The 18,454-nt window shown below is 35.9% G+C and carries 15 protein-coding genes; 12 read left to right on the forward strand and 3 right to left on the reverse strand.

The genetic code is table 11. From position 1 onward, the window contains the following. The first annotated feature begins 236 nt into the window (after nt 1-236). Complete coding sequence (locus ACIGAM_RS15785; protein ID WP_396512438.1) at nt 237-860, forward strand: hypothetical protein; 624 nt, start codon at nt 237-239, stop codon at nt 858-860. 301 nt (nt 861-1,161) lie between these two features. Next, nucleotides 1,162-3,792, forward strand: coding sequence for a hypothetical protein (locus ACIGAM_RS15790; protein ID WP_396512439.1), 2,631 nt, complete (start codon nt 1,162-1,164; stop codon nt 3,790-3,792). 62 nt (nt 3,793-3,854) lie between these two features. Here ACIGAM_RS15790 and ACIGAM_RS15795 read toward each other — a convergent pair whose 3' ends face one another. Continuing rightward, a complete protein-coding gene (locus ACIGAM_RS15795) occupies nt 3,855-4,334 on the reverse strand; it encodes a PA2169 family four-helix-bundle protein (RefSeq protein ID WP_396512440.1) in 480 nt (159 codons plus the stop codon). A 277-nt stretch (nt 4,335-4,611) separates the two neighbouring features. After that, the gene (locus ACIGAM_RS15800; RefSeq protein ID WP_396512441.1) at nt 4,612-6,399 is read right to left on the reverse strand and encodes an alpha-amylase family glycosyl hydrolase; all 1,788 of its coding nucleotides are present in this window, start codon (nt 6,397-6,399) and stop codon (nt 4,612-4,614) included. Between the two features lie 189 nt (nt 6,400-6,588). Between ACIGAM_RS15800 and ACIGAM_RS15805 the strand changes: the two genes are divergently transcribed. Next, entirely contained in the window at nt 6,589-7,050 is a 462-nt protein-coding gene (locus ACIGAM_RS15805; RefSeq protein WP_396512442.1) for an FKBP-type peptidyl-prolyl cis-trans isomerase, read from the forward strand. A gap of 89 nt (nt 7,051-7,139) precedes the next feature. Here ACIGAM_RS15805 and rocD read toward each other — a convergent pair whose 3' ends face one another. Continuing rightward, nucleotides 7,140-8,420 (reverse strand): ornithine--oxo-acid transaminase, encoded by a 1,281-nt coding sequence (gene rocD / locus ACIGAM_RS15810; protein ID WP_396512443.1) that lies wholly within the window; start codon nt 8,418-8,420, stop codon nt 7,140-7,142. A gap of 266 nt (nt 8,421-8,686) precedes the next feature. Here rocD and rlmD point away from each other — a divergent pair, with 266 nt between their 5' ends. From rlmD to ACIGAM_RS15855, 9 genes are all read left to right on the forward strand, one after another. After that, a complete protein-coding gene (rlmD, locus tag ACIGAM_RS15815; protein ID WP_396512444.1) occupies nt 8,687-10,099 on the forward strand; it encodes a 23S rRNA (uracil(1939)-C(5))-methyltransferase RlmD in 1,413 nt (470 codons plus the stop codon). A 10-nt stretch (nt 10,100-10,109) separates the two neighbouring features. Then, nucleotides 10,110-10,607, forward strand: a complete 498-nt coding sequence (locus tag ACIGAM_RS15820; protein WP_396512445.1) for a DUF6452 family protein — start codon at nt 10,110-10,112, stop codon at nt 10,605-10,607. Next, entirely contained in the window at nt 10,573-11,313 is a 741-nt protein-coding gene (locus ACIGAM_RS15825; protein ID WP_396512446.1) for a DUF6048 family protein, read from the forward strand. The genes ACIGAM_RS15820 and ACIGAM_RS15825 overlap by 35 nt, the downstream gene beginning before the upstream one ends. A gap of 17 nt (nt 11,314-11,330) precedes the next feature. Next, nucleotides 11,331-12,248, forward strand: a complete 918-nt coding sequence (locus ACIGAM_RS15830) for a CPBP family intramembrane glutamic endopeptidase (protein ID WP_396512447.1) — start codon at nt 11,331-11,333, stop codon at nt 12,246-12,248. Between the two features lie 20 nt (nt 12,249-12,268). After that, the gene (locus tag ACIGAM_RS15835) at nt 12,269-13,072 is read left to right on the forward strand and encodes a TrmH family RNA methyltransferase (protein WP_396512448.1); all 804 of its coding nucleotides are present in this window, start codon (nt 12,269-12,271) and stop codon (nt 13,070-13,072) included. A 21-nt stretch (nt 13,073-13,093) separates the two neighbouring features. After that, nucleotides 13,094-14,326, forward strand: coding sequence for a M48 family metallopeptidase (locus tag ACIGAM_RS15840; RefSeq protein WP_396512449.1), 1,233 nt, complete (start codon nt 13,094-13,096; stop codon nt 14,324-14,326). Between the two features lie 102 nt (nt 14,327-14,428). Then, nucleotides 14,429-16,645, forward strand: a complete 2,217-nt coding sequence (locus ACIGAM_RS15845) for a RelA/SpoT family protein (RefSeq protein WP_396512550.1) — start codon at nt 14,429-14,431, stop codon at nt 16,643-16,645. Nucleotides 16,646-16,669: 24 nt separating this feature from the next. Beyond that, nucleotides 16,670-17,158, forward strand: coding sequence for a Fur family transcriptional regulator (locus ACIGAM_RS15850; RefSeq protein WP_396512450.1), 489 nt, complete (start codon nt 16,670-16,672; stop codon nt 17,156-17,158). Beyond that, nucleotides 17,159-18,430: an adenylosuccinate synthase gene (locus tag ACIGAM_RS15855; RefSeq protein ID WP_396512451.1), complete on the forward strand. Its 1,272-nt coding sequence runs from the start codon at nt 17,159-17,161 to the stop codon at nt 18,428-18,430. Nucleotides 18,431-18,454: the final 24 nt, after the last annotated feature.

Raw genomic sequence — 18,454 nt, forward strand, 5'->3', positions numbered from 1 at the left:
GCTCTCGCTAAATTTGCTGTTTTTCATCGTGACAGTGTGAATTTAAAATTAGTAAATTCGAATTAACAACTGTCCTGTTTTTAGGGAAGCCTACATTTTTAGGGAAGCCTACAAAAAGGGGAAGCCTACAATATTCAAAACATCAGAATAAAAATTAATTACTATCTGGCATATATATGTGATAGTGCTATATTTATAGAAATTAAACTTTTATAACCTAAAATATTAAGACAATTATGTGCCGGCAAATTTTTAAATTTTTAAAACTTCTTATTTTAGTGGTGTTTGTAAGTGTCTCGCTTACCTTTTGTAAGAGTAATAATGATGAAAAAGCTAAAATAGAGGAAGCTCAAGAATATATAGATGCTGAGGAGAATAGTACCGCTAAAGATTCTAAGCTCTACAGTTTAACCACAAGTTGCCCAGATTTGATTAAAGCAATAGATTTTTCTTCACTATGCTTTACAGATGAGAAAAATCCACCCTATACGACGGGTGACATGTCTTCTATGAATAATAGGTGCCAAATTACACTGGCTGATGGTGAACTTGTATTGGGTATTCTATTTAAGGATTATTCAGGGTTAGATTCCGAAGAAATTCAAATGAGAAATGAGGCAGAAAAACAAGCATTCATGCAGATGAATAAGATGGAATTTAAAAATGCCAAAGTGCTAAAAAATTTAGGAGATTATGCCATTCTTAATGAAGCTTATTTAAATGACCCAGACTTAAAAAGATTAAGTATTAGACTTAATAACCTTTCTATTACTATTGAAACAAACAAAAACTTTTGTACAGGCTCTAATGAAGAGCTAGAAAAGATGGGGAAATTGGTTTTAGAATCTATTACCAATTAATTTTTAAATTTTAAAGAACAATTAGGACAGTAAATCCTCTTAATAGAGACACTTAATAAAAATCCTGTCTTTGAGCTTTTAAGTACACTTTTCATATTCTAATCAATAGCATCTATTTATCATTTTACGTAATGATTAACAGATCAACTACTATCATAAATTTTAGAGCTTTTCAATAATAAAAGGAGTGTCTCAATTATATGTTAAGTGCTAAGTTGATTACTTACAATTAGATTAATTTCATAATACTATTAAAATATGCACCTGTATAAATAAATCTTTGTCCTTTAAAATTCTACCGATGTCCACAAAAAAATTCTCCATAAAAAGTGAACAAAAAATTTATGAATGCGATGCATTTAGCATTTATAAAGACAGGGTAATTCAAGGTCAAAATATAGCAGTTGCAGAAACTCATCACCAACTAACTTCTAATTACAATTCAAAAGCAAATGAGACTTACTCACGTTTGCTTATTTTCAAATTTAGTATTAACCAAAAAGACAATGAGTTACCTATAGGTGAAGATCACTGGTTTATTATAAATTCTGAAAAAGAATTACCTGTAGTTACCTTTGGTGAGCCTTCACCGGCTAAACCTAAACATTGCACTAATTATTTACCTGCTAATTACGAGTTTACCTTTAAGCTTGATGTTTCACCTGTATTTGACCAGTTTAAAAAGAAAGGATATTATGAGGCATTTGATGGCTCCCGCATTGCTAAGTCAGATTTTAACGGCTTTTATTTAGCAGGAGACTCAAAACCATTAACCTGGGATTTTGTAAATCTTGAAAACAGAGGTTTACAAATGCAGCCCACTTCAGATCCTGCCATATATTCAATTACGGTGCTGCTCAACCCATTTAATGCTTCAAAATTTGAACGTAAAGACTGGCACCTGAAACTTGATATTGACAAAAAGCCACAGTACGAGTCAGATCAGATTCTTGTAGACACTCTTTATAACCTATCATTAGAAGAAGCACTTAAAGCTATAGAGCCTGATAAAACATTACGTACCGGTGCAAAATGGAGCGGAGTCTGGACCCGAGATGTGAGTTATAGTATACTGCTCGCCTTTGCTTTTCATGAACCCGAAATCTCTAAAATAAGTCTTCGTAAAAAAATAAAGAATAAACGCATCGTTCAGGATACCGGTTCTGGGGGCGCCTGGCCCATTTCTTCAGACCGTACAACATGGGTCCTCGCAGCATGGGAGGTGTACAAAGTTACTGGTGAAAAAAAATGGCTTAATGAGATTTACCCGGTGATTAAAAATACACTTGATGACGATTATAAAACTCTTCATAATGCTGAAACCGGATTGTATTCTGGAGAATCTTCTTTTTTAGATTGGCGTGAGCAAACCTATCCTAAATGGATGTCTAACGCAGATATTTATGCCTCTCAGAATTTAGGCACTAACGCTGTTCACTACAGAGCTCACTGTATATTTGTAGAAATTTCTAAATTAAAAAATAAAGATTTTGAGGTTTACGAGCAGCGTGCTCAAGGCATTAAAAAAGGTATAAATACGTATCTGTGGCTCAAATTTAAAGGCTATTATGCGCATTGCTTATACGGTAAAAATGAAATGATGACCGCTCCATTTTTTGAAGCCCTGGGAGAATCATTATCTGTATTATTTGAAATAGCAGATCAGAAAAAAGCAAAATCTATTATCTCAAAATCTCCTCTCACTCCATTTGGTACTACGTGTATCTACCCACAAATACCGGGAATTCCACCCTATCATAATAATGGAATTTGGCCTTTTGTACAGGCGTATTGGAATTTAGCTGCCGCGAAAACAAAAAACGAACCGGTTCTAAATCACGGTCTTGCAAGTATTTATAGAGCTTCTGCTTTATTTTTAAGCAACTATGAAAATATGGTGGCCGAAAATGGTGATTTTACCGGTACTGAAATAAATTCTGATCGCATGTTATGGAGTATTGCAGGAAACTTGGCAATGGTGTACCGCGTTTTTCTGGGAATTCGTTTTGAACTTGATGGTCTTTATTTTAATCCTGTAGTTACTGAAGCATATAAGGGCACTCGGAAGCTTTCAAACTTTAATTACCGCAAAGCCCAATTAACAGTTACGGTCGCCGGTTTTGGTTCAAAAATTAAAAAAATAACGCTTAATGGTAAAAAAATAACTAAAGCCTTTATACCTGCACACGCCAGTGGCGAACAAAATATGCATATTGAACTGGCAAATAATGCATTGAGCAATCAAGTGATTAAAAAAGTAGACAACCGCTTCTGCCCTCCTACTATTCAAGCCTATAAAACATCAACAGGATTACAGTGGAATACTGTTGATAATTGCTCTCATTACCTCATCTATAAAAACGGAGTCTTTCTTAAAAGTACTAAGAAAACAAAGTTGGAAGTGAATGATGAGTTGTACGCTAACTATCAAGTAAGTGCTTATGATTTAGAAAAAAATGAGGGGTTCGCGAGTAAACCAATTGTTTTCGCTAAAGCGGAAAAAATTATTCAACTTGAGAATTTTGCAGAAAAATCTGAATTGAATTATACGAATTATAGCGGTGAGGGTTTTGTAGAACTAAGCCACACTTCAAATCGAAAGATAAAAATCTCCCTATTTATACAAAAGGCAGGAAAATATATAGTTGATTTTAGATATAGCAACGGCAGCGGCCCGTGGAATACGGATAACAAATGTGCAATACGCAGTCTTAAGGTAAATAAAAAGTTTAAAGGTGTAATTGTCTTTCCACAGCGCGGTACAGATGAGTGGTCAAACTGGGGATTTTCTAATTCACGGGTTGTTGAACTTAATAAAGGTGAAAATATAATTAGTTTAAAATTTGAAAAATTTAATACCAATATGAATGGCGATATAAATACTGCTATGCTTGATTATATGCGGCTAAAAACAATCTCTTATACATTCTAAAATCATTCAAATAAAAAGACCGCCCATAAGGCGGTCTTAATTAATTTATAATAACTTAAAAATTACATTAAATTTTCAAGTTTAGCTATGGTGTCTAGCGATTTTTCTACTTCTAACATTTGGTTAGTAATCATAGAAGTGATTTGTGGAGTAAAATGATTTTCATTTTCTTTTAAAACATCCTTATACTCTTCAATACTTGCTTTCTCACCACGTATGCATTCTTCTAAGATAGACTCGTCAGTGTCTGAGCTAAATGCATCTTTAATATTCATCCAGGTTCTGTGTACTGCTCCCGTAGCACTTCCAGATTCAATAGGCTTTTCATTTAAGTTAATAATTGCATCACTCAATTCTGTTGCAAATCTATTTCTCAATGCAGCTCTAACTTTTAAATATTCTTTTAGATGACCATTTTCTGCTTTAACCATAGCTTCTTTATAGCCATGTTCTGCATCATAGTTCTTTTCAAGTAAGCCCTGTAAGCTAGATACTAAATTTTCGTGTGATTTTTCGCGTGCTTCTTCTATTGTAGTTTTCATAATTTTTTGGATTTATTGTTATTAAAAATATTTTTGAGGTTAATTAAATCAACTTTCGTTTAACCTTTTTAAGATTCGGAACAAATTCTTCTTTAAACGATCTTTTGTTCTTAATCCAGTCATAAGCATAATATCCTACTTGGGCTAGTGTAATAAGTCTTAAAATCTTTCTCATAATAAATATTTTTAATAAAATTAATTTACTTCAGTCACATTATTAATAATATTAATATATTTTAACTCGATAATGTTAAAATATATTAATGCACAAATATTTCTATAGTGAATAAATCAATGCTGCGTAGCCGGGGATATCTAGCTTGCCTGTCCAATCCCGGTTATCTGTCTCTCCTTCTTCTTTTCTAATGTTTTCGACATCTGTATCAGAAAAGTCATTATCATAACCTTTCCAAACACTGTTAATTCTCAACTTCCAGTTAGTGTCTGCGTCAATACCTATTCCATAATCACCATATTCGGTATTGCTGAAGTTTAGTATAACCAGCGCTGGCTGCTCCCCTTCTCCACCGCGTATATAGGCTAGTATTTTAGTTTCCATATTAAAATGTACGATTGTTAGGTGTTGCCCACGCAAACCATCTGCACCATCGTAAGACCCGGTACGTAATTTAATAATATCTCCTACTAATCTTGAAATACCTTTAAGTCGCTCTTGCTTTTCCCAGTCAAGACCCTCAGTATCCTGAAAGTACTCATCTTCAATAAATTCCTGACCTTGAAAAAGCATTGGGATTCCCGGAGCGGTCAATGTTAATACGATCCCTAATAAAGCACGTTTTTTAGCAAAACCACTTTCTGCATCTCCAGGCTGAATTTCTTCCGGAACGCGCGCCTTACCATTTGCTACCTCATCGTGCGATTCAGTATAAATAATACGTTTAAAAACATCTCCACTGTACGTGAATTCTAGAGCATCTACAATGGCTTGCAAGTCGCGTGTATCGTCATTAATATCTGTAAGTACTTTACGTACGGGATGAACAAAATGCATATCCCACTGCGACCCATACCCAATACCACCATCTATAAGCGCATTAGTCACAACCTCCTGCCCCTTTAAATCTTCGGCAATAGTTATTACGTGTGGATGTTTCTCTTGCAACTGCTGATTAATTTCCTGCATCATTTGGTTTCCTTCTTCAATGACCACGTCATCCCCTAGGCCGCCACCTTCATAACGTATATATGATGTTGCGTCAAGCCTTAAACCGTCACAATGGTATTTTTCTACCCACATTAAGGCGTTATCCCTTAAATATTGGCGCACTTCATGTCTGCCATAATCTGGTCGCGTATCTCCCCAGGGAGTATCGCTACGATGATCGTTATAGAAGTAAATACCTCCTTTATCATTCTCGCTCCACCCGTCAAACTGCCATAAATCAACATCAGAAGGGCCAAAATGATTATAAACCACATCCATAATTACTGCGATTCCTGCTTTATGAGCTTCTTTAACCAGTTTAGCTAATCCTTCTGGACCACCATAATCTTGCTCTATAGCAAAGGGGTGTGCAGTATTATATCCCCAGGAAATGCCACCTGCAAATTCTGCGACAGGAAGTAACTCTATACAATTAATACCTAAGCCTTTTAAATAAGAAAGCTTTTCTATTACATCTTCGAAAGTTCCTACTGTATCAGGATCTTTTCTATTAAAAGTACCCACGTGAAGCTCATAAATAACCAGACTATTCCAGGATGGTATTACAAAATTATCACCTTCCCAGTCAAAATCAAGCGTACGTATGATAGAGTTTCCATTACTATTAGTCAATTCAAATGCATAGGGATCATTACGATATAATTTTTGTTCCCCATTATGAATTAGAAATTTATATTCGTCACGTTCTTTTGCGCCATCTGTAGTGGCAGCCCAGTATCCATTTTCTTCAAGCTCCATTTCAAGAGCGGTATCACTCCAATCATTAAAGTCGCCGGTAACAAATAATTTATCTGCGTTAGGAGCCCACACTCTAAAGGTGGTTACGCCATCAACCAAAACAGCTCCCATACCTGGAGATTTTTGTATAGTCGTTTTCATACGTGTTAGTTTTTTTCAAAAGTACCTGATAATGGGAGTCTCATATTTTTGTTTATGAATTGATTAACGCCTAGAAAAATGTTAAATGTTATGCGAAATACTGAGTTGGAAGCACTTTAAAACAATAGTTTTTTTTGTTGGTCTAAAGCGTTTTAAAACTTAGTTTCGCCACTTAATTAAAATCATATTATGAAAACATTTATAACGCTTATCTGCGCACTAACGCTTTATGTAAGCTGTTCTAGTGATGATGGTGAATCTGAGAGTGCAGCTTTTGCTCGTAACGAAGCAGAAATCACTACGTACCTTGAAACAAATGAGCTAACTGCTACACGCACAAATACTGGACTTAGGTACATCACTAAAACCGAAGGCACTGGTGCATCACCTACTGTAAGCTCTAGAGTTGTGGTTGAATACAAAGGCTATTTTCTGGATGGAAGAACCTTTGATCAATCAAACCCTACAGCAGAGTTTAGTGCAGGTGGATTAATTCCTGGTTTTACTGAAGGATTATTACTTATGAAAGAAGGCGGTGAGTCAACATTCTTACTTCCTGCTCTCATCGGCTACGGCACTTCTGGTGCAGGTTCAAGCATTCCCGGAAATACAGTAATTCTATTTGATGTTAAGTTATTAGAAGTACTATAATTTTTAATAGTATGTCTTTTTGCAATTATTAAAACAAAAACGGCGACTCTAAAAGAGTCGCCGTTTTTTTGCATTTAAATTTGAAAAATCTACTTCTCAAACTGCTTTAACGTCTTTACTATAATTGAAACACAATCGAGCAATTGCTCCTCATTCATTACAAGGGGTGGTGCAAATCGTATTATATTACCGTGCGTAGGTTTTGCTAATAACCCATTTTCTTTTAGAGCCATACAAATATCCCAGGCTGTACTGCTTTCTTCGGTATCATTAATTAAAATAGCATTGAGTAAACCGCGACCACGTACCAAATTTACAATAGAACTTTCAGCTATATATTCATTTAATTTAGAACGGAAAAGATCTCCTAAAACTCGTGCATTTTGTGCTAATTTTTCATCTTTAACTACATCAAGAGCAGCCATTGCTACAGCAGAAGCAACAGGATTTCCGCCAAAGGTAGAACCGTGTTGCCCCGGTTTAATAACATTCATCACTGCATCGTCTGCGAGAACTGCAGAAACAGGATATGCGCCTCCAGAAAGTGCTTTACCAAGTATTAGAATATCAGGGCGTACATAGGTTTCCTGACGCTCGCAGTGCCCTTCGCAGGTACAATTACCGCATACTGCTAGTAATGCTCCAGTACGGGCAATACCTGTTTGAATCTCGTCTGCAATAAATAATACATTATGCGATTTACATAATGCCTGTGCTTGCTTGAGAAAATCATCAGACGGAGTGAAAACTCCTGCTTCACCTTGTATAGGTTCAACCAGAAAACCAGCAATATTTTTATTTTCGATTAAGGCGCGCTCTAAGGCTTTAGGATCATCATATGGTATTTTTATAAATCCGGGAGTATATGGTCCAAAGTTTTTACGTGCTCCCTCATCATTAGAAAATGAAATGATCGTTGTAGTTCTTCCGTGAAAGTTATTTTCACATACGATAATTTGTGCCTCGTGCTCTGCAACTCCTTTTTTCTCATAAGCCCATTTACGTGCTATTTTTATTGCAGTTTCAACAGCCTCTGCACCGGTATTCATCGGTAACAATTTGTCAAACTGAAAATAATCTGTAGCGTAAGATTCATATTTACCCAGCATATCATTATGAAATGCTCGCGAAGTAAGCGTTAGGGTTTCGGCTTGCTTATTCATTGCTCCTACAATTGCAGGGTGACAATGGCCCTGGTTAACCGCAGAGTAGGCAGATAAAAAATCATAATAACGTTTATCTTCTATATCCCATACATAAACACCTTCGCCACGTTTTAAAACCACAGGAAGTGGATGATAATTGTGCGCGCCGTGTTTTTCCTCAAGAGCAATAGTCTCTTGTGATGTGAGTTTTTGTGCAGTAGTCATTGTGTACTAATTTTATGGTAATCTCTTTACGATTCCTGCTTATGATGTTTTAAGTCTAGAACACCCTTATAAGGAGAGAAATCATCCCGTTTAAGTTGTTGCAAATTACTAAAAAATTAAGACACCTCTAAATAGTATTGCATTCCTAGGTGTATAATCTTTTTAGCTGTGATTTATAAAATTCTCATTCTAAGACTATAAATATATAGGTTGAGACTATTAGGAATACAGATGGTAAATCTTCTTATTTATGCTATTTTTGCCCTGTGTCAAGAAAAAAGAACTCCAGAAAAATTTTCCCTAATGTACTCGTGACAGATGCCGGTGCTAAAGGTAAAGGAATAGCTAAAGCTCCAGACGGGCGTGTTATATTTATAAATAACGCCGTACCGGGAGATGTTATAGATGTGCAGACCACAAAACAACGCAAAGCGTATTTTGAAGGTACTGCCATTAAAATTCATGAATTTTCTCCTAAACGTACAGAACCTGCCTGTAAGCATTTTGGTACGTGTGGCGGTTGTAAGTGGCAGAATATGCACTATGACTACCAGCTGGAATATAAACAGCGTGAGGTAGTAAACAATTTACAACGTCTGGGTAAAATTGAACTTCCCGAAGTAACTCCTATTGCAGGTAGTAAGGAACAATACTTTTACCGTAATAAAATGGAGTTTTCTTTTAGCGACAGTAAATGGCTTACGCTAAAACAAATTCAGAGCGATGAGATTATAGAAGACCGCAATGCATTAGGTTTTCATATACCGGGAATGTGGGATAAAATTCTTGATATTGACAAATGCTGGTTACAGCGTGATCCTAGCAATGCGATACGCAACGGCGTTAAAGAATTTGCTAACGCAAATGACATTCCGTTTTTTAATACCCGTAATCAAGAAGGTTTACTGCGTACGCTAATGATACGTACCACCAGTATTGGAGAACTTATGGTTCTTGTGCAGTTTTTTCACGATGAAGAAGCACCTCGCGAACTGGTTATGAATTATCTAAAAAATACCTTTCCTGAAATCACTTCCTTACTATATGTTATTAATGAGAAAGGAAATGATACAATTTATGATCAAGAAGTAATCTGCTTTGCAGGTCGCGATCATATTTTTGAAGAGATGGAAGGCCTTAAATTTAAAATTAACGCAAAGTCTTTTTATCAAACTAATTCTGACCAGGCTTACGAACTTTATAAAATCACTCGCGATTTTGCGGGACTTACAGGAGCCGAAAACGTTTATGATCTATACACGGGTACCGGTACTATTGCCCAGTTTGTAGCACGTAATGCTAAGAAAGTTATAGGTGTTGAGGCTGTGCCAGATGCTATAACTGCTGCAAAAGCTAATGCGCAATTAAACGGAATAGAAAACGTTGAGTTCTACGTGGGAGATATGAAGAATGTTTTTAACGATGCATTTCTTAAAATGCATGGTCAGCCAGATGTGATTATTACAGATCCTCCTCGCGACGGGATGCATAAGGATGTTGTTGAACAGCTTATAAAAATAAAGGCAGACCGTATTGTTTATGTAAGTTGTAACAGTGCTACGCAGGCCCGTGATCTTGCATTGCTAGATCCTTATTATAAAGTAGAACGCGTGCAACCTGTAGATATGTTTCCGCAGACCCACCACGTAGAAAATGTAGTATTACTCAAATTGAAATAACAGGGATTTAATGATAAAGAAATGGTTCCTTTTAATGATTTGCGTTTTGCTATTGTCACTATCTTGTGAACGTGATGATATTTGTGCTACCAGCACCCCTACTACACCGCAATTAACGATTGGCTTTTTTGATTCTGATAACGTGAATGAAGCTAAGCCTTTAAATATTACTATTTATAAACAAGATCGTTCAGACAGCATCGTATACACAGGAGCATCTACCATTCAAATTCCGTTGAGAACAGATACTACTGCAACGGTACTGGTTTTTGTTAAAAACCCAAATAACCTCGTTGCCGCAGAAGATCCTAATAATGCAGATACAGTTACATTTACCTACGTACCCCAAGAAACTTTTATTAGTAGAGCTTGTGGTTATAGAGTAGTATTTAACAATCTTACTATACAAACTAATCCCGGTCCTGATGCCCGCTGGATAGATGATTTAATAATTAATAACAGAACTATCGCAAATGAAGACACAACACAGGTTTTTATTCGTCATTAGTTTTGTGCTGTTTGGGCTTTCTGCAATGAATGCTCAGCAACAAGGGATTGAAGTAAAAGAGCCTCTAGAAAAAATAGAGTCAGACACATTAACTCCCAAAGTTAAGACAGATAAATATGGTTTACGCGTAGGTATAGATCTTAGCAAACCTCTTAGAACTTTATTAGATGACACCTATCAGGGTTTTGAAATTGTAGGAGATTTTAGAATACGTGAGCATTATTATCTCGCTGCAGAATTAGGTACTGAAACTAAAGAGTACAATGAAGCTAACTTTGATGCTAAAACTCAGGGAAGTTATATAAAGGCTGGTTTTAACTACAACATTTACAACAATTGGGTTGGGATGTCAAACCTAATATATGTGGGTGTACGCGGCGGATTTTCAACATTTAGCCAGGATCTTAACAGCTACACCATTTATACTACAAACACTTTTTTTGAACCAGATTTACGCACAGATTCACGTACGTATAATAACCTTAATCTAATCTGGGTTGAACTCCAATTAGGAATGCAGGTAGAATTATTTAATAACTTATACCTAGGTGTAAATGTTCAATTAAAACGAGCATTAACCCAGAAGGCACCAGATGATTTTGCTAATTTATTTGCTCCGGGATTTAATAAAGTGACCACAGACAATGTTTATGGCGCTGGTTACGGCTACACACTTTCTTACTTTATACCTATTTTCAAGAAGTAATAGATACTCTTAAATGTATGGGATTAGGTTCACGTATTGAAGACATCAATTCATTTATAAAAAGCCCAGATGATTGTGTATTTCAAGTTTCTATCTGGGAAAAAATAAAGTATTTAATAACCGCAGTAAGCTATGATTTTGGTATAGCTTTTATTTTTGTTATTCTCAGCGGTGTTTTAAGTCCGTTGTTAGAGCCGTATGAAAATCTCTTAAATACAGAAACCTACACCATATGGACTTCTATATTAATAATCTGCATACTCACCCCGCTGCTTGAAGAAGGCATATTTCGATTTTCATTAAAATATAAACGTAATTATCTACTTAGAGTTTTAGGGTATTTGCTCAAAAAGGATTTTTCTAATTTTTGGAAGCGCAATTTACGACCTATAGTATATATAGTTTCTGCAGTTTTTGGCTTCATTCATCTTAGCAACTATACTAACGTTGATCTTACATTTTTCCTACTCGCACCCATAATTGTAGGTGCACAACTATTTGCCGGTATTATATTCAGTTTTTTAAGACTGAAACTTGGCTTTTTGTGGGCTGTTTTAGGACATTTTTTTCATAATTTTATTTTAATAATGCTTGCCTTTTTATTTTTTCATAATGTCGAACGTGAACTGATTAACAATGAAAATGTAATCTTTAAAGCGACCGGTATTGCCTTTACCGTTGAGCGCGCATCAAATATGAGTTTTGATACACTTAATAACGGAAATCTCTTGTGTTTAGAAGTCCAAAATTATAGTTTACAAAAGGTGGTAGACAAACTATATCCTTCAGACTCTCTAAAAATTAGAGATAATGATCAGGTAGATTTCAATTTAATTAGTAAAACTCCAGAAGGCTATGCTAAAGAGGAGTTTCTTAAAGTATTAAAAGAACATTACACCTTTAAGAAATCTAAAGATTCTACCCTCACACGCTAAACCTGTACTAACTTTGCATTATGGTTAAAGAAATTAGCAGCATACACAATCCCACGATAAAGCAACTGGTCACCTTACGGGAAAAAGCTAAAGAACGTCGTAAATCAGGTGAATTTTTAATCGAAGGTGTTCGCGAAGTTAATTTGGCATTACAAGCAGGCTTTGAGTTAACACGCATTATTTTCTGCGAAAACATCATAGACCCTGAAGATTTGAAGGCCTTACAAGTACAACTTGAACACAATGTTGAACAAATCGCTGTTACTGAAGAAGTTTATAAAAAAATTGCATACCGTTCTGGTACCGAAGGTTTAATTGCCTGTGTTCGATCTAAATCAAATAGTTTAAGTAATTTGCTTCTTCCAGAAAATCCTTTAATATTAGTAGCTGAAGCCCCCGAAAAACCAGGAAATATAGGCGCCTTATTACGTACGGCAGATGCCGCTGGTGTTGATGCATTTATACTTGCAAACCCTAAAACAGATTTGTACAATCCTAACATTATACGTTCTAGCGTGGGCGGCGTGTTTACAGTAAATATCGCTACAGGAACGACACAAGAAGTTATTGATTTTTTAATTGAACATAATATCAACCGCTACACCGCAATTCTTCAGGAAGCAGTCTCGTATGAATCACAAAATTATACACAACCCACTGCCCTCGTAGTAGGTACTGAAGCAGACGGACTTTCTGAATTGTGGCGTGAGCATGCTACTAAAAATATTATTATACCTATGCAAGGCAGCCTGGACTCTATGAATGTCTCGGTGGCAGCTGCGATTTTAGTTTTTGAAGCCCGCAGACAGCGTGGTTTTAACTAATACTTTTATAACTCTCTGTTAATGACACCTACACTTGTATTTTATACAATCATTGCATTTATCGTAATTAGTTTTCTAGTTGATCAGGTTCTAGACTGGTTAAATGCAAAACACTTTGATGATCCTGTTCCTGCAGAATTAGCTGATGTTTATGATGAAGAAACATATAAAAAATCGCAAGCTTATAAGAAAGCAAATGCTAAGTTCTCAGCAATGACATCTGGGTTTATGCTTATTGTAACCTTAACTTTTTTCTTTATAGATGGTTTTGCATTTATTGACACATTTGCACGATCAATTAGTGATAATGAAATTGTAGTAGGACTTATTTTCTTCGGAATAATAATGCTAGGCTCAGACCTGCTAACAACCCCTTTTAGTTATTATAAAACATTTATCATTGAAGAACGATTCGGTTTTAACAAATCTACTCCGGCACTATTTTTCGCAGATAAATTAAAAGGCTGGGTAATGACTATTCTAGTGGGTGGTGGGTTATTAGCGCTTATAATTTGGTTTTATCAAATGAGTGGTAGTTTCTTTTGGATCTACGCCTGGATTGTCTTTGCTGTTTTTGCACTGGTGATGAATATGTTTTATGCAAAACTTATTGTACCACTCTTTAACAAGCAAAAACCTTTAGAACAAGGTCCTTTAAGGAATCAAATTGAAGCCTACTCTGCAACCGTAGGTTTTCAACTAGATAACATATTTATAATAGATGGTTCTAAGCGCAGCACAAAAGCCAATGCGTACTTTTCGGGTTTTGGTTCAGAAAAAAGAATAACATTGTATGATACTTTAGTAAATGACCTTGAAGAAGAAGAAATTGTTGCTGTATTAGCGCACGAGGTAGGTCACTACAAAAAAAATCATATTATAGTTAACCTAATTACTTCAATCCTACTCACAGGATTTACCTTATGGCTTCTAGGTATATTCATAAGTCAGCCTATATTTTCAGAGGCTTTAGGTGTAACAAAACCCAGTTTTCACATAGGTCTTATTGCCTTCGGAATTTTATATGCTCCAATTTCTGGTGTTACAGGGTTTTTAATGAGTTTACTTTCTAGAAAATTTGAATATCAGGCAGATGATTTTGCGAAAAATACATTTTCGGCGGCGCCCCTTATAAGTTCTTTAAAAAAACTATCCCGCAATAGCTTGAGCAATCTCACTCCACACCCCTTGTATGTAAAGTTTCAGTACTCCCATCCCACCCTATTGCAGCGCTATCGCAATCTGTCTAAATAATATTAAGATCAAATCAAAAAAAGCCCAGTTTAATTGCGTATTCAGCATCTTTGGTAATGTTTTTGCGTTTGCTTTTCTATTATATAATTGTACTTTTAGATGATGACTCCTGAGGATATAGAAAAAGAAAATAAAGAGCTTACACGGCGCTATAAAGAATTATTGCGCATAAGTTATCGCACCCTATCTGACGACGATAAAAAAATGATCAGAAAGGCGTTTGAGGTTGCTGTAGATGCGCATAAAGATCAACGCCGCAAGTCTGGAGAAGCCTATGTATTTCACCCGCTTGCAGTTGCACGTATTGTTGCCAGCGAGATAGGTATGGATGCCACTTCTATCGCTGCTGCATTGTTGCACGATGTTGTTGAAGACACTTCGTATACATTAGAAGATTTAGAAGAACTTTTTGGCCCTACAGTCGCTCGCATTGTAGATGGTCTTACAAAAATATCAAATTTAAAAAAGCATCACGATGCTTCTTTGCAGGCAGAGAATTTTAGAAAAATGCTGCTTACCATTAATGATGACGTACGCGTTATCATTATTAAAATTGCAGATCGTTTGCATAATATGCAAACGATGGACGCTATGCGACCAGATAAACAAGTTAAAATCGCTAGTGAAACCTTATATATTTATGCTCCTCTTGCACATCGTATAGGACTTTATAATATCAAAACCGAACTTGAAGATCTAGGTCTTAAATATACAGAACCCGAAGTGTTTAGAAGCATTTCGCGGAAAATGAAAGAGACAAAAGAGCAACAGGATCAATATATTGAAGAGTTTACTGAAGCTGTTCAAAATTCTCTTGATAAAGAAGTTCTGGATTATGAAATAAAAGGTAGACCTAAATCTATTTACAGCATTCGCCGTAAAATGCTGAAGCAGAATATTCCCTTTGATGAGGTATATGATAAATTTGCAATTCGTATTATTTATAAAGGTACTCCTGATAGTGAGAAGTTTTTAGCCTGGAAAATTTATTCAATCGTTACAGACCATTTTAGACCGAATCCCACCCGACTTCGTGACTGGATTTCCTCTCCGAAATCTACCGGCTATGAGGCGCTACACATAACTGTAATGGGTTTAAAAGGGCGTTGGGTAGAAGTTCAAATACGATCTGATCGTATGAATGAAATTGCTGAAAAAGGGTATGCCGCGCATTACAAATATAAACAAGGACCTACTACAGAGACTGAGGAAGATCAGACATTAGACCAGTGGTTAAACCGCTTGCAGGAAGCTTTAGAAAGTAACGAGACTAACGCAGTAGAATTTGTAGAACAGTTTAAACTCAACCTATACAATAAGGAAATCTTTGTTTTTACCCCTCAAGGTGAACTAAAATCACTTCCTAAAGCCGCTACACCACTCGACTTTGCATTTAGTATACATACCGAAGTTGGTATGCATACACGCGGAGCTCGCGTAAATGGTAAGTTAGTACCGTTAAGTCACGAACTTAAAAGTGGAGATCAGGTAGAAATAATAACTTCTGAACATGCCAGACCTAATAACAACTGGCTTGATTATGCAACCACAGCAAGAGCTCGTGCAAAGATAAAATCATCTTTAAAAGATGAGAAAAAAGTTATTGCAGAAGATGGTAAAGTGATTCTAAATAGAAAATTGCGCTCGCAAAAGATTTCTTTAGACGAAAACATCATCAATGAGATGGTAATACACTTTAAACTTAAAACAAGTCTTGATTTGTTTTACAGAGTAGGTATTGGAACCATAGACAATAAAATGATCAAAGAATATGCTGCTTCCCGCAGTAATGCTTTTGTGAGTTATATTAAAAATAAAATACGTAAAGCTCCTGTAGCAGAGCATGTAGATAAAGATGAGATAACAGATAAATACGACATGCTCGTATTTGGAAAAGATGAGCAAAAGCTAGATTATTCTTTAGCTAAATGTTGTAATCCTATACCAGGTGATAAGGTTTTTGGTTTCACTACGGTTTCTGAAGGCATAAAAGTACACAAGCAAAACTGCCCTAATGCAATTGCTATGCAGAGTAATTATGCTTATCGAATCATCCCTGCAAAGTGGATAGACTCTTCAGCTCAAGAATTTCAGGCAGATTTAGAACTTTCAGGTATAGATACACTAGGATTAGTAAATGGTGTTACCCGTGAAATTTCTGAACATATGCACGTAAATATGCGTAACTTAAATTTCACCACACACGACGGTATTTTTAAAGGAAATATCACTGTAATCGTTAAGAACAAAGAGCATTTACGCAAGCTCATAGAAAACCTAAAAAAAATAAACGGTATCGACAAAGTCATACGCCTGTAAATACGTAACTTTGCACCTTCAATTATGGGACCTAAAACAATTATAAATAAAGATCAAGAAGTCGTTAAAAACGTCTTTACTAAGTTTCTCGAAGACAATGGTCATCGTAAAACCCCAGAGCGCTACGCGATTCTGCAGGAGATTTACAATTATAAAGATCATTTTGACATCGAGACGCTTTACATAAGCATGAAAAATAAAAAATATCGGGTAAGTAGAGCTACGCTTTACAACACGATAGAATTATTACTTGCTTGTGGTCTGGTACGTAAACATCAATTTGGTCAAAATCAATCACAATACGAGAAGTCATATTTTGATAAACAACACGATCACGTAATACTTACAGATACCGGTGAGGTTATTGAATTTTGTGACCCACGTATACAATCAATTAAAAAAACAATTGAAGAAGTTTTTAATATTGATATCAACAAACACTCGCTTTATTTTTACGGAACCCGTAAAAAAGAAATTTCAACAGATAACACAACCGAAGACAACAACGCATAGATGGCAGTAGATTTACTTCTAGGTCTCCAATGGGGAGATGAAGGCAAGGGCAAAATTGTAGATGTTCTTACAAAAGATTACGATATTATAGCACGCTTTCAAGGCGGTCCTAACGCAGGGCACACTCTTGAATTTGACGGTATAAAGCATGTCTTACACACTATACCATCAGGTATTTTTCATGAAAATGCAATAAACCTTGTAGGTAATGGCGTTGTGATAGACCCTGTTATTTTTAAGAAAGAACTTGATAATCTAGCTCAGTTTAAACTCAATATAAAAGAGAAGCTATTAATATCGCGCAAAGCGCATTTAATACTTCCTACACACCGCTTACTTGATGCAGCTTCTGAAGCTTCTAAAGGAAAAGCAAAAATAGGGTCTACACTTAAAGGTATAGGTCCTACCTATATGGATAAAACCGGTAGAAACGGTATAAGAGTAGGAGATTTAGAATTAGCAGACTGGAAAGATCGTTATGCAGCGTTACGCGATAAGCATATAGATATGATTGATTTCTATGATGCTAAGATTGAATATAATCTTGAGGAATTAGAAGCAGAATTTTTTAAAGCTGTAGAAGTTTTAAAAGCACTTACATTTATTGACTCTGAAGAATATCTATATCAGGCTCAGGAAGCAGGTAAATCTATACTTGCTGAAGGTGCTCAGGGTTCTTTACTTGATATAGACTTTGGTACATATCCATTTGTTACATCATCTAATACAACTGCAGCCGGTGCGTGCACAGGTCTGGGTGTAGCTCCGGGTCAAATAGCAGAAGTATTTGGTATTTTTAAAGCGTATACGACTCGTGTAGGGTCGGGACCCTTCCCTACCGAACTTTTTGACGAGGTAGGAGAAACTATGGGTCGCGTAGGTAACGAATTTGGCGCTACTACAGGTAGACCCAGACGTTGCGGGTGGTTAGACCTTGTAGCTTTAAAATATGCAGTGCGTGTAAACGGAGTTACCCAATTAATGATGATGAAAGGTGACGTTTTAAGTGGTTTTGACACTCTTAAAATATGTACGCAGTATAAATATAAAGGTGAAGTTATAGATCACTTACCTTACAATATAGAACCTGAGAATGTTGAACCCATTTACTTTGAAATGAAAGGATGGGCAGAAGATCTTACTAAAATGAAAGGTGATGAGCAACTTCCTAAAGAGCTTAACGCCTATATCGAATATTTAGAAAAAGAATTAAGAGTGCCTATTAAAATTGTGTCTGTAGGACCAGACAGGACTCAAACAATTCACAGATAAATTTTAAAAAATCCGAAGTTTTCA

Source organism: Leeuwenhoekiella sp. NPDC079379 (genome assembly GCF_044542075.1).
In the GTDB taxonomy this organism is placed as follows: domain Bacteria; phylum Bacteroidota; class Bacteroidia; order Flavobacteriales; family Flavobacteriaceae; genus Leeuwenhoekiella.

What these genes read in the sequence shown, in the direction of transcription:
- ACIGAM_RS15785 (WP_396512438.1), top strand. Translation starts at nt 237, where the DNA reads ATGTGCCGGCAAATTTTTAAATTTTTAAAACTTCTTATTTTAGTGGTG.
- ACIGAM_RS15790 (WP_396512439.1), top strand. Translation starts at nt 1,162, where the DNA reads ATGTCCACAAAAAAATTCTCCATAAAAAGTGAACAAAAAATTTATGAA.
- ACIGAM_RS15795 (WP_396512440.1), bottom strand. Translation starts at nt 4,334, where the DNA reads ATGAAAACTACAATAGAAGAAGCACGCGAAAAATCACACGAAAATTTA.
- ACIGAM_RS15800 (WP_396512441.1), bottom strand. Translation starts at nt 6,399, where the DNA reads ATGAAAACGACTATACAAAAATCTCCAGGTATGGGAGCTGTTTTGGTT.
- ACIGAM_RS15805 (WP_396512442.1), top strand. Translation starts at nt 6,589, where the DNA reads ATGAAAACATTTATAACGCTTATCTGCGCACTAACGCTTTATGTAAGC.
- rocD (WP_396512443.1), bottom strand. Translation starts at nt 8,420, where the DNA reads ATGACTACTGCACAAAAACTCACATCACAAGAGACTATTGCTCTTGAG.
- ACIGAM_RS15820 (WP_396512445.1), top strand. Translation starts at nt 10,110, where the DNA reads ATGATAAAGAAATGGTTCCTTTTAATGATTTGCGTTTTGCTATTGTCA.
- ACIGAM_RS15825 (WP_396512446.1), top strand. Translation starts at nt 10,573, where the DNA reads ATGAAGACACAACACAGGTTTTTATTCGTCATTAGTTTTGTGCTGTTT.
- ACIGAM_RS15830 (WP_396512447.1), top strand. Translation starts at nt 11,331, where the DNA reads ATGGGATTAGGTTCACGTATTGAAGACATCAATTCATTTATAAAAAGC.
- ACIGAM_RS15835 (WP_396512448.1), top strand. Translation starts at nt 12,269, where the DNA reads ATGGTTAAAGAAATTAGCAGCATACACAATCCCACGATAAAGCAACTG.
- ACIGAM_RS15840 (WP_396512449.1), top strand. Translation starts at nt 13,094, where the DNA reads ATGACACCTACACTTGTATTTTATACAATCATTGCATTTATCGTAATT.
- ACIGAM_RS15845 (WP_396512550.1), top strand. Translation starts at nt 14,429, where the DNA reads ATGACTCCTGAGGATATAGAAAAAGAAAATAAAGAGCTTACACGGCGC.
- ACIGAM_RS15850 (WP_396512450.1), top strand. Translation starts at nt 16,670, where the DNA reads ATGGGACCTAAAACAATTATAAATAAAGATCAAGAAGTCGTTAAAAAC.
- ACIGAM_RS15855 (WP_396512451.1), top strand. Translation starts at nt 17,159, where the DNA reads ATGGCAGTAGATTTACTTCTAGGTCTCCAATGGGGAGATGAAGGCAAG.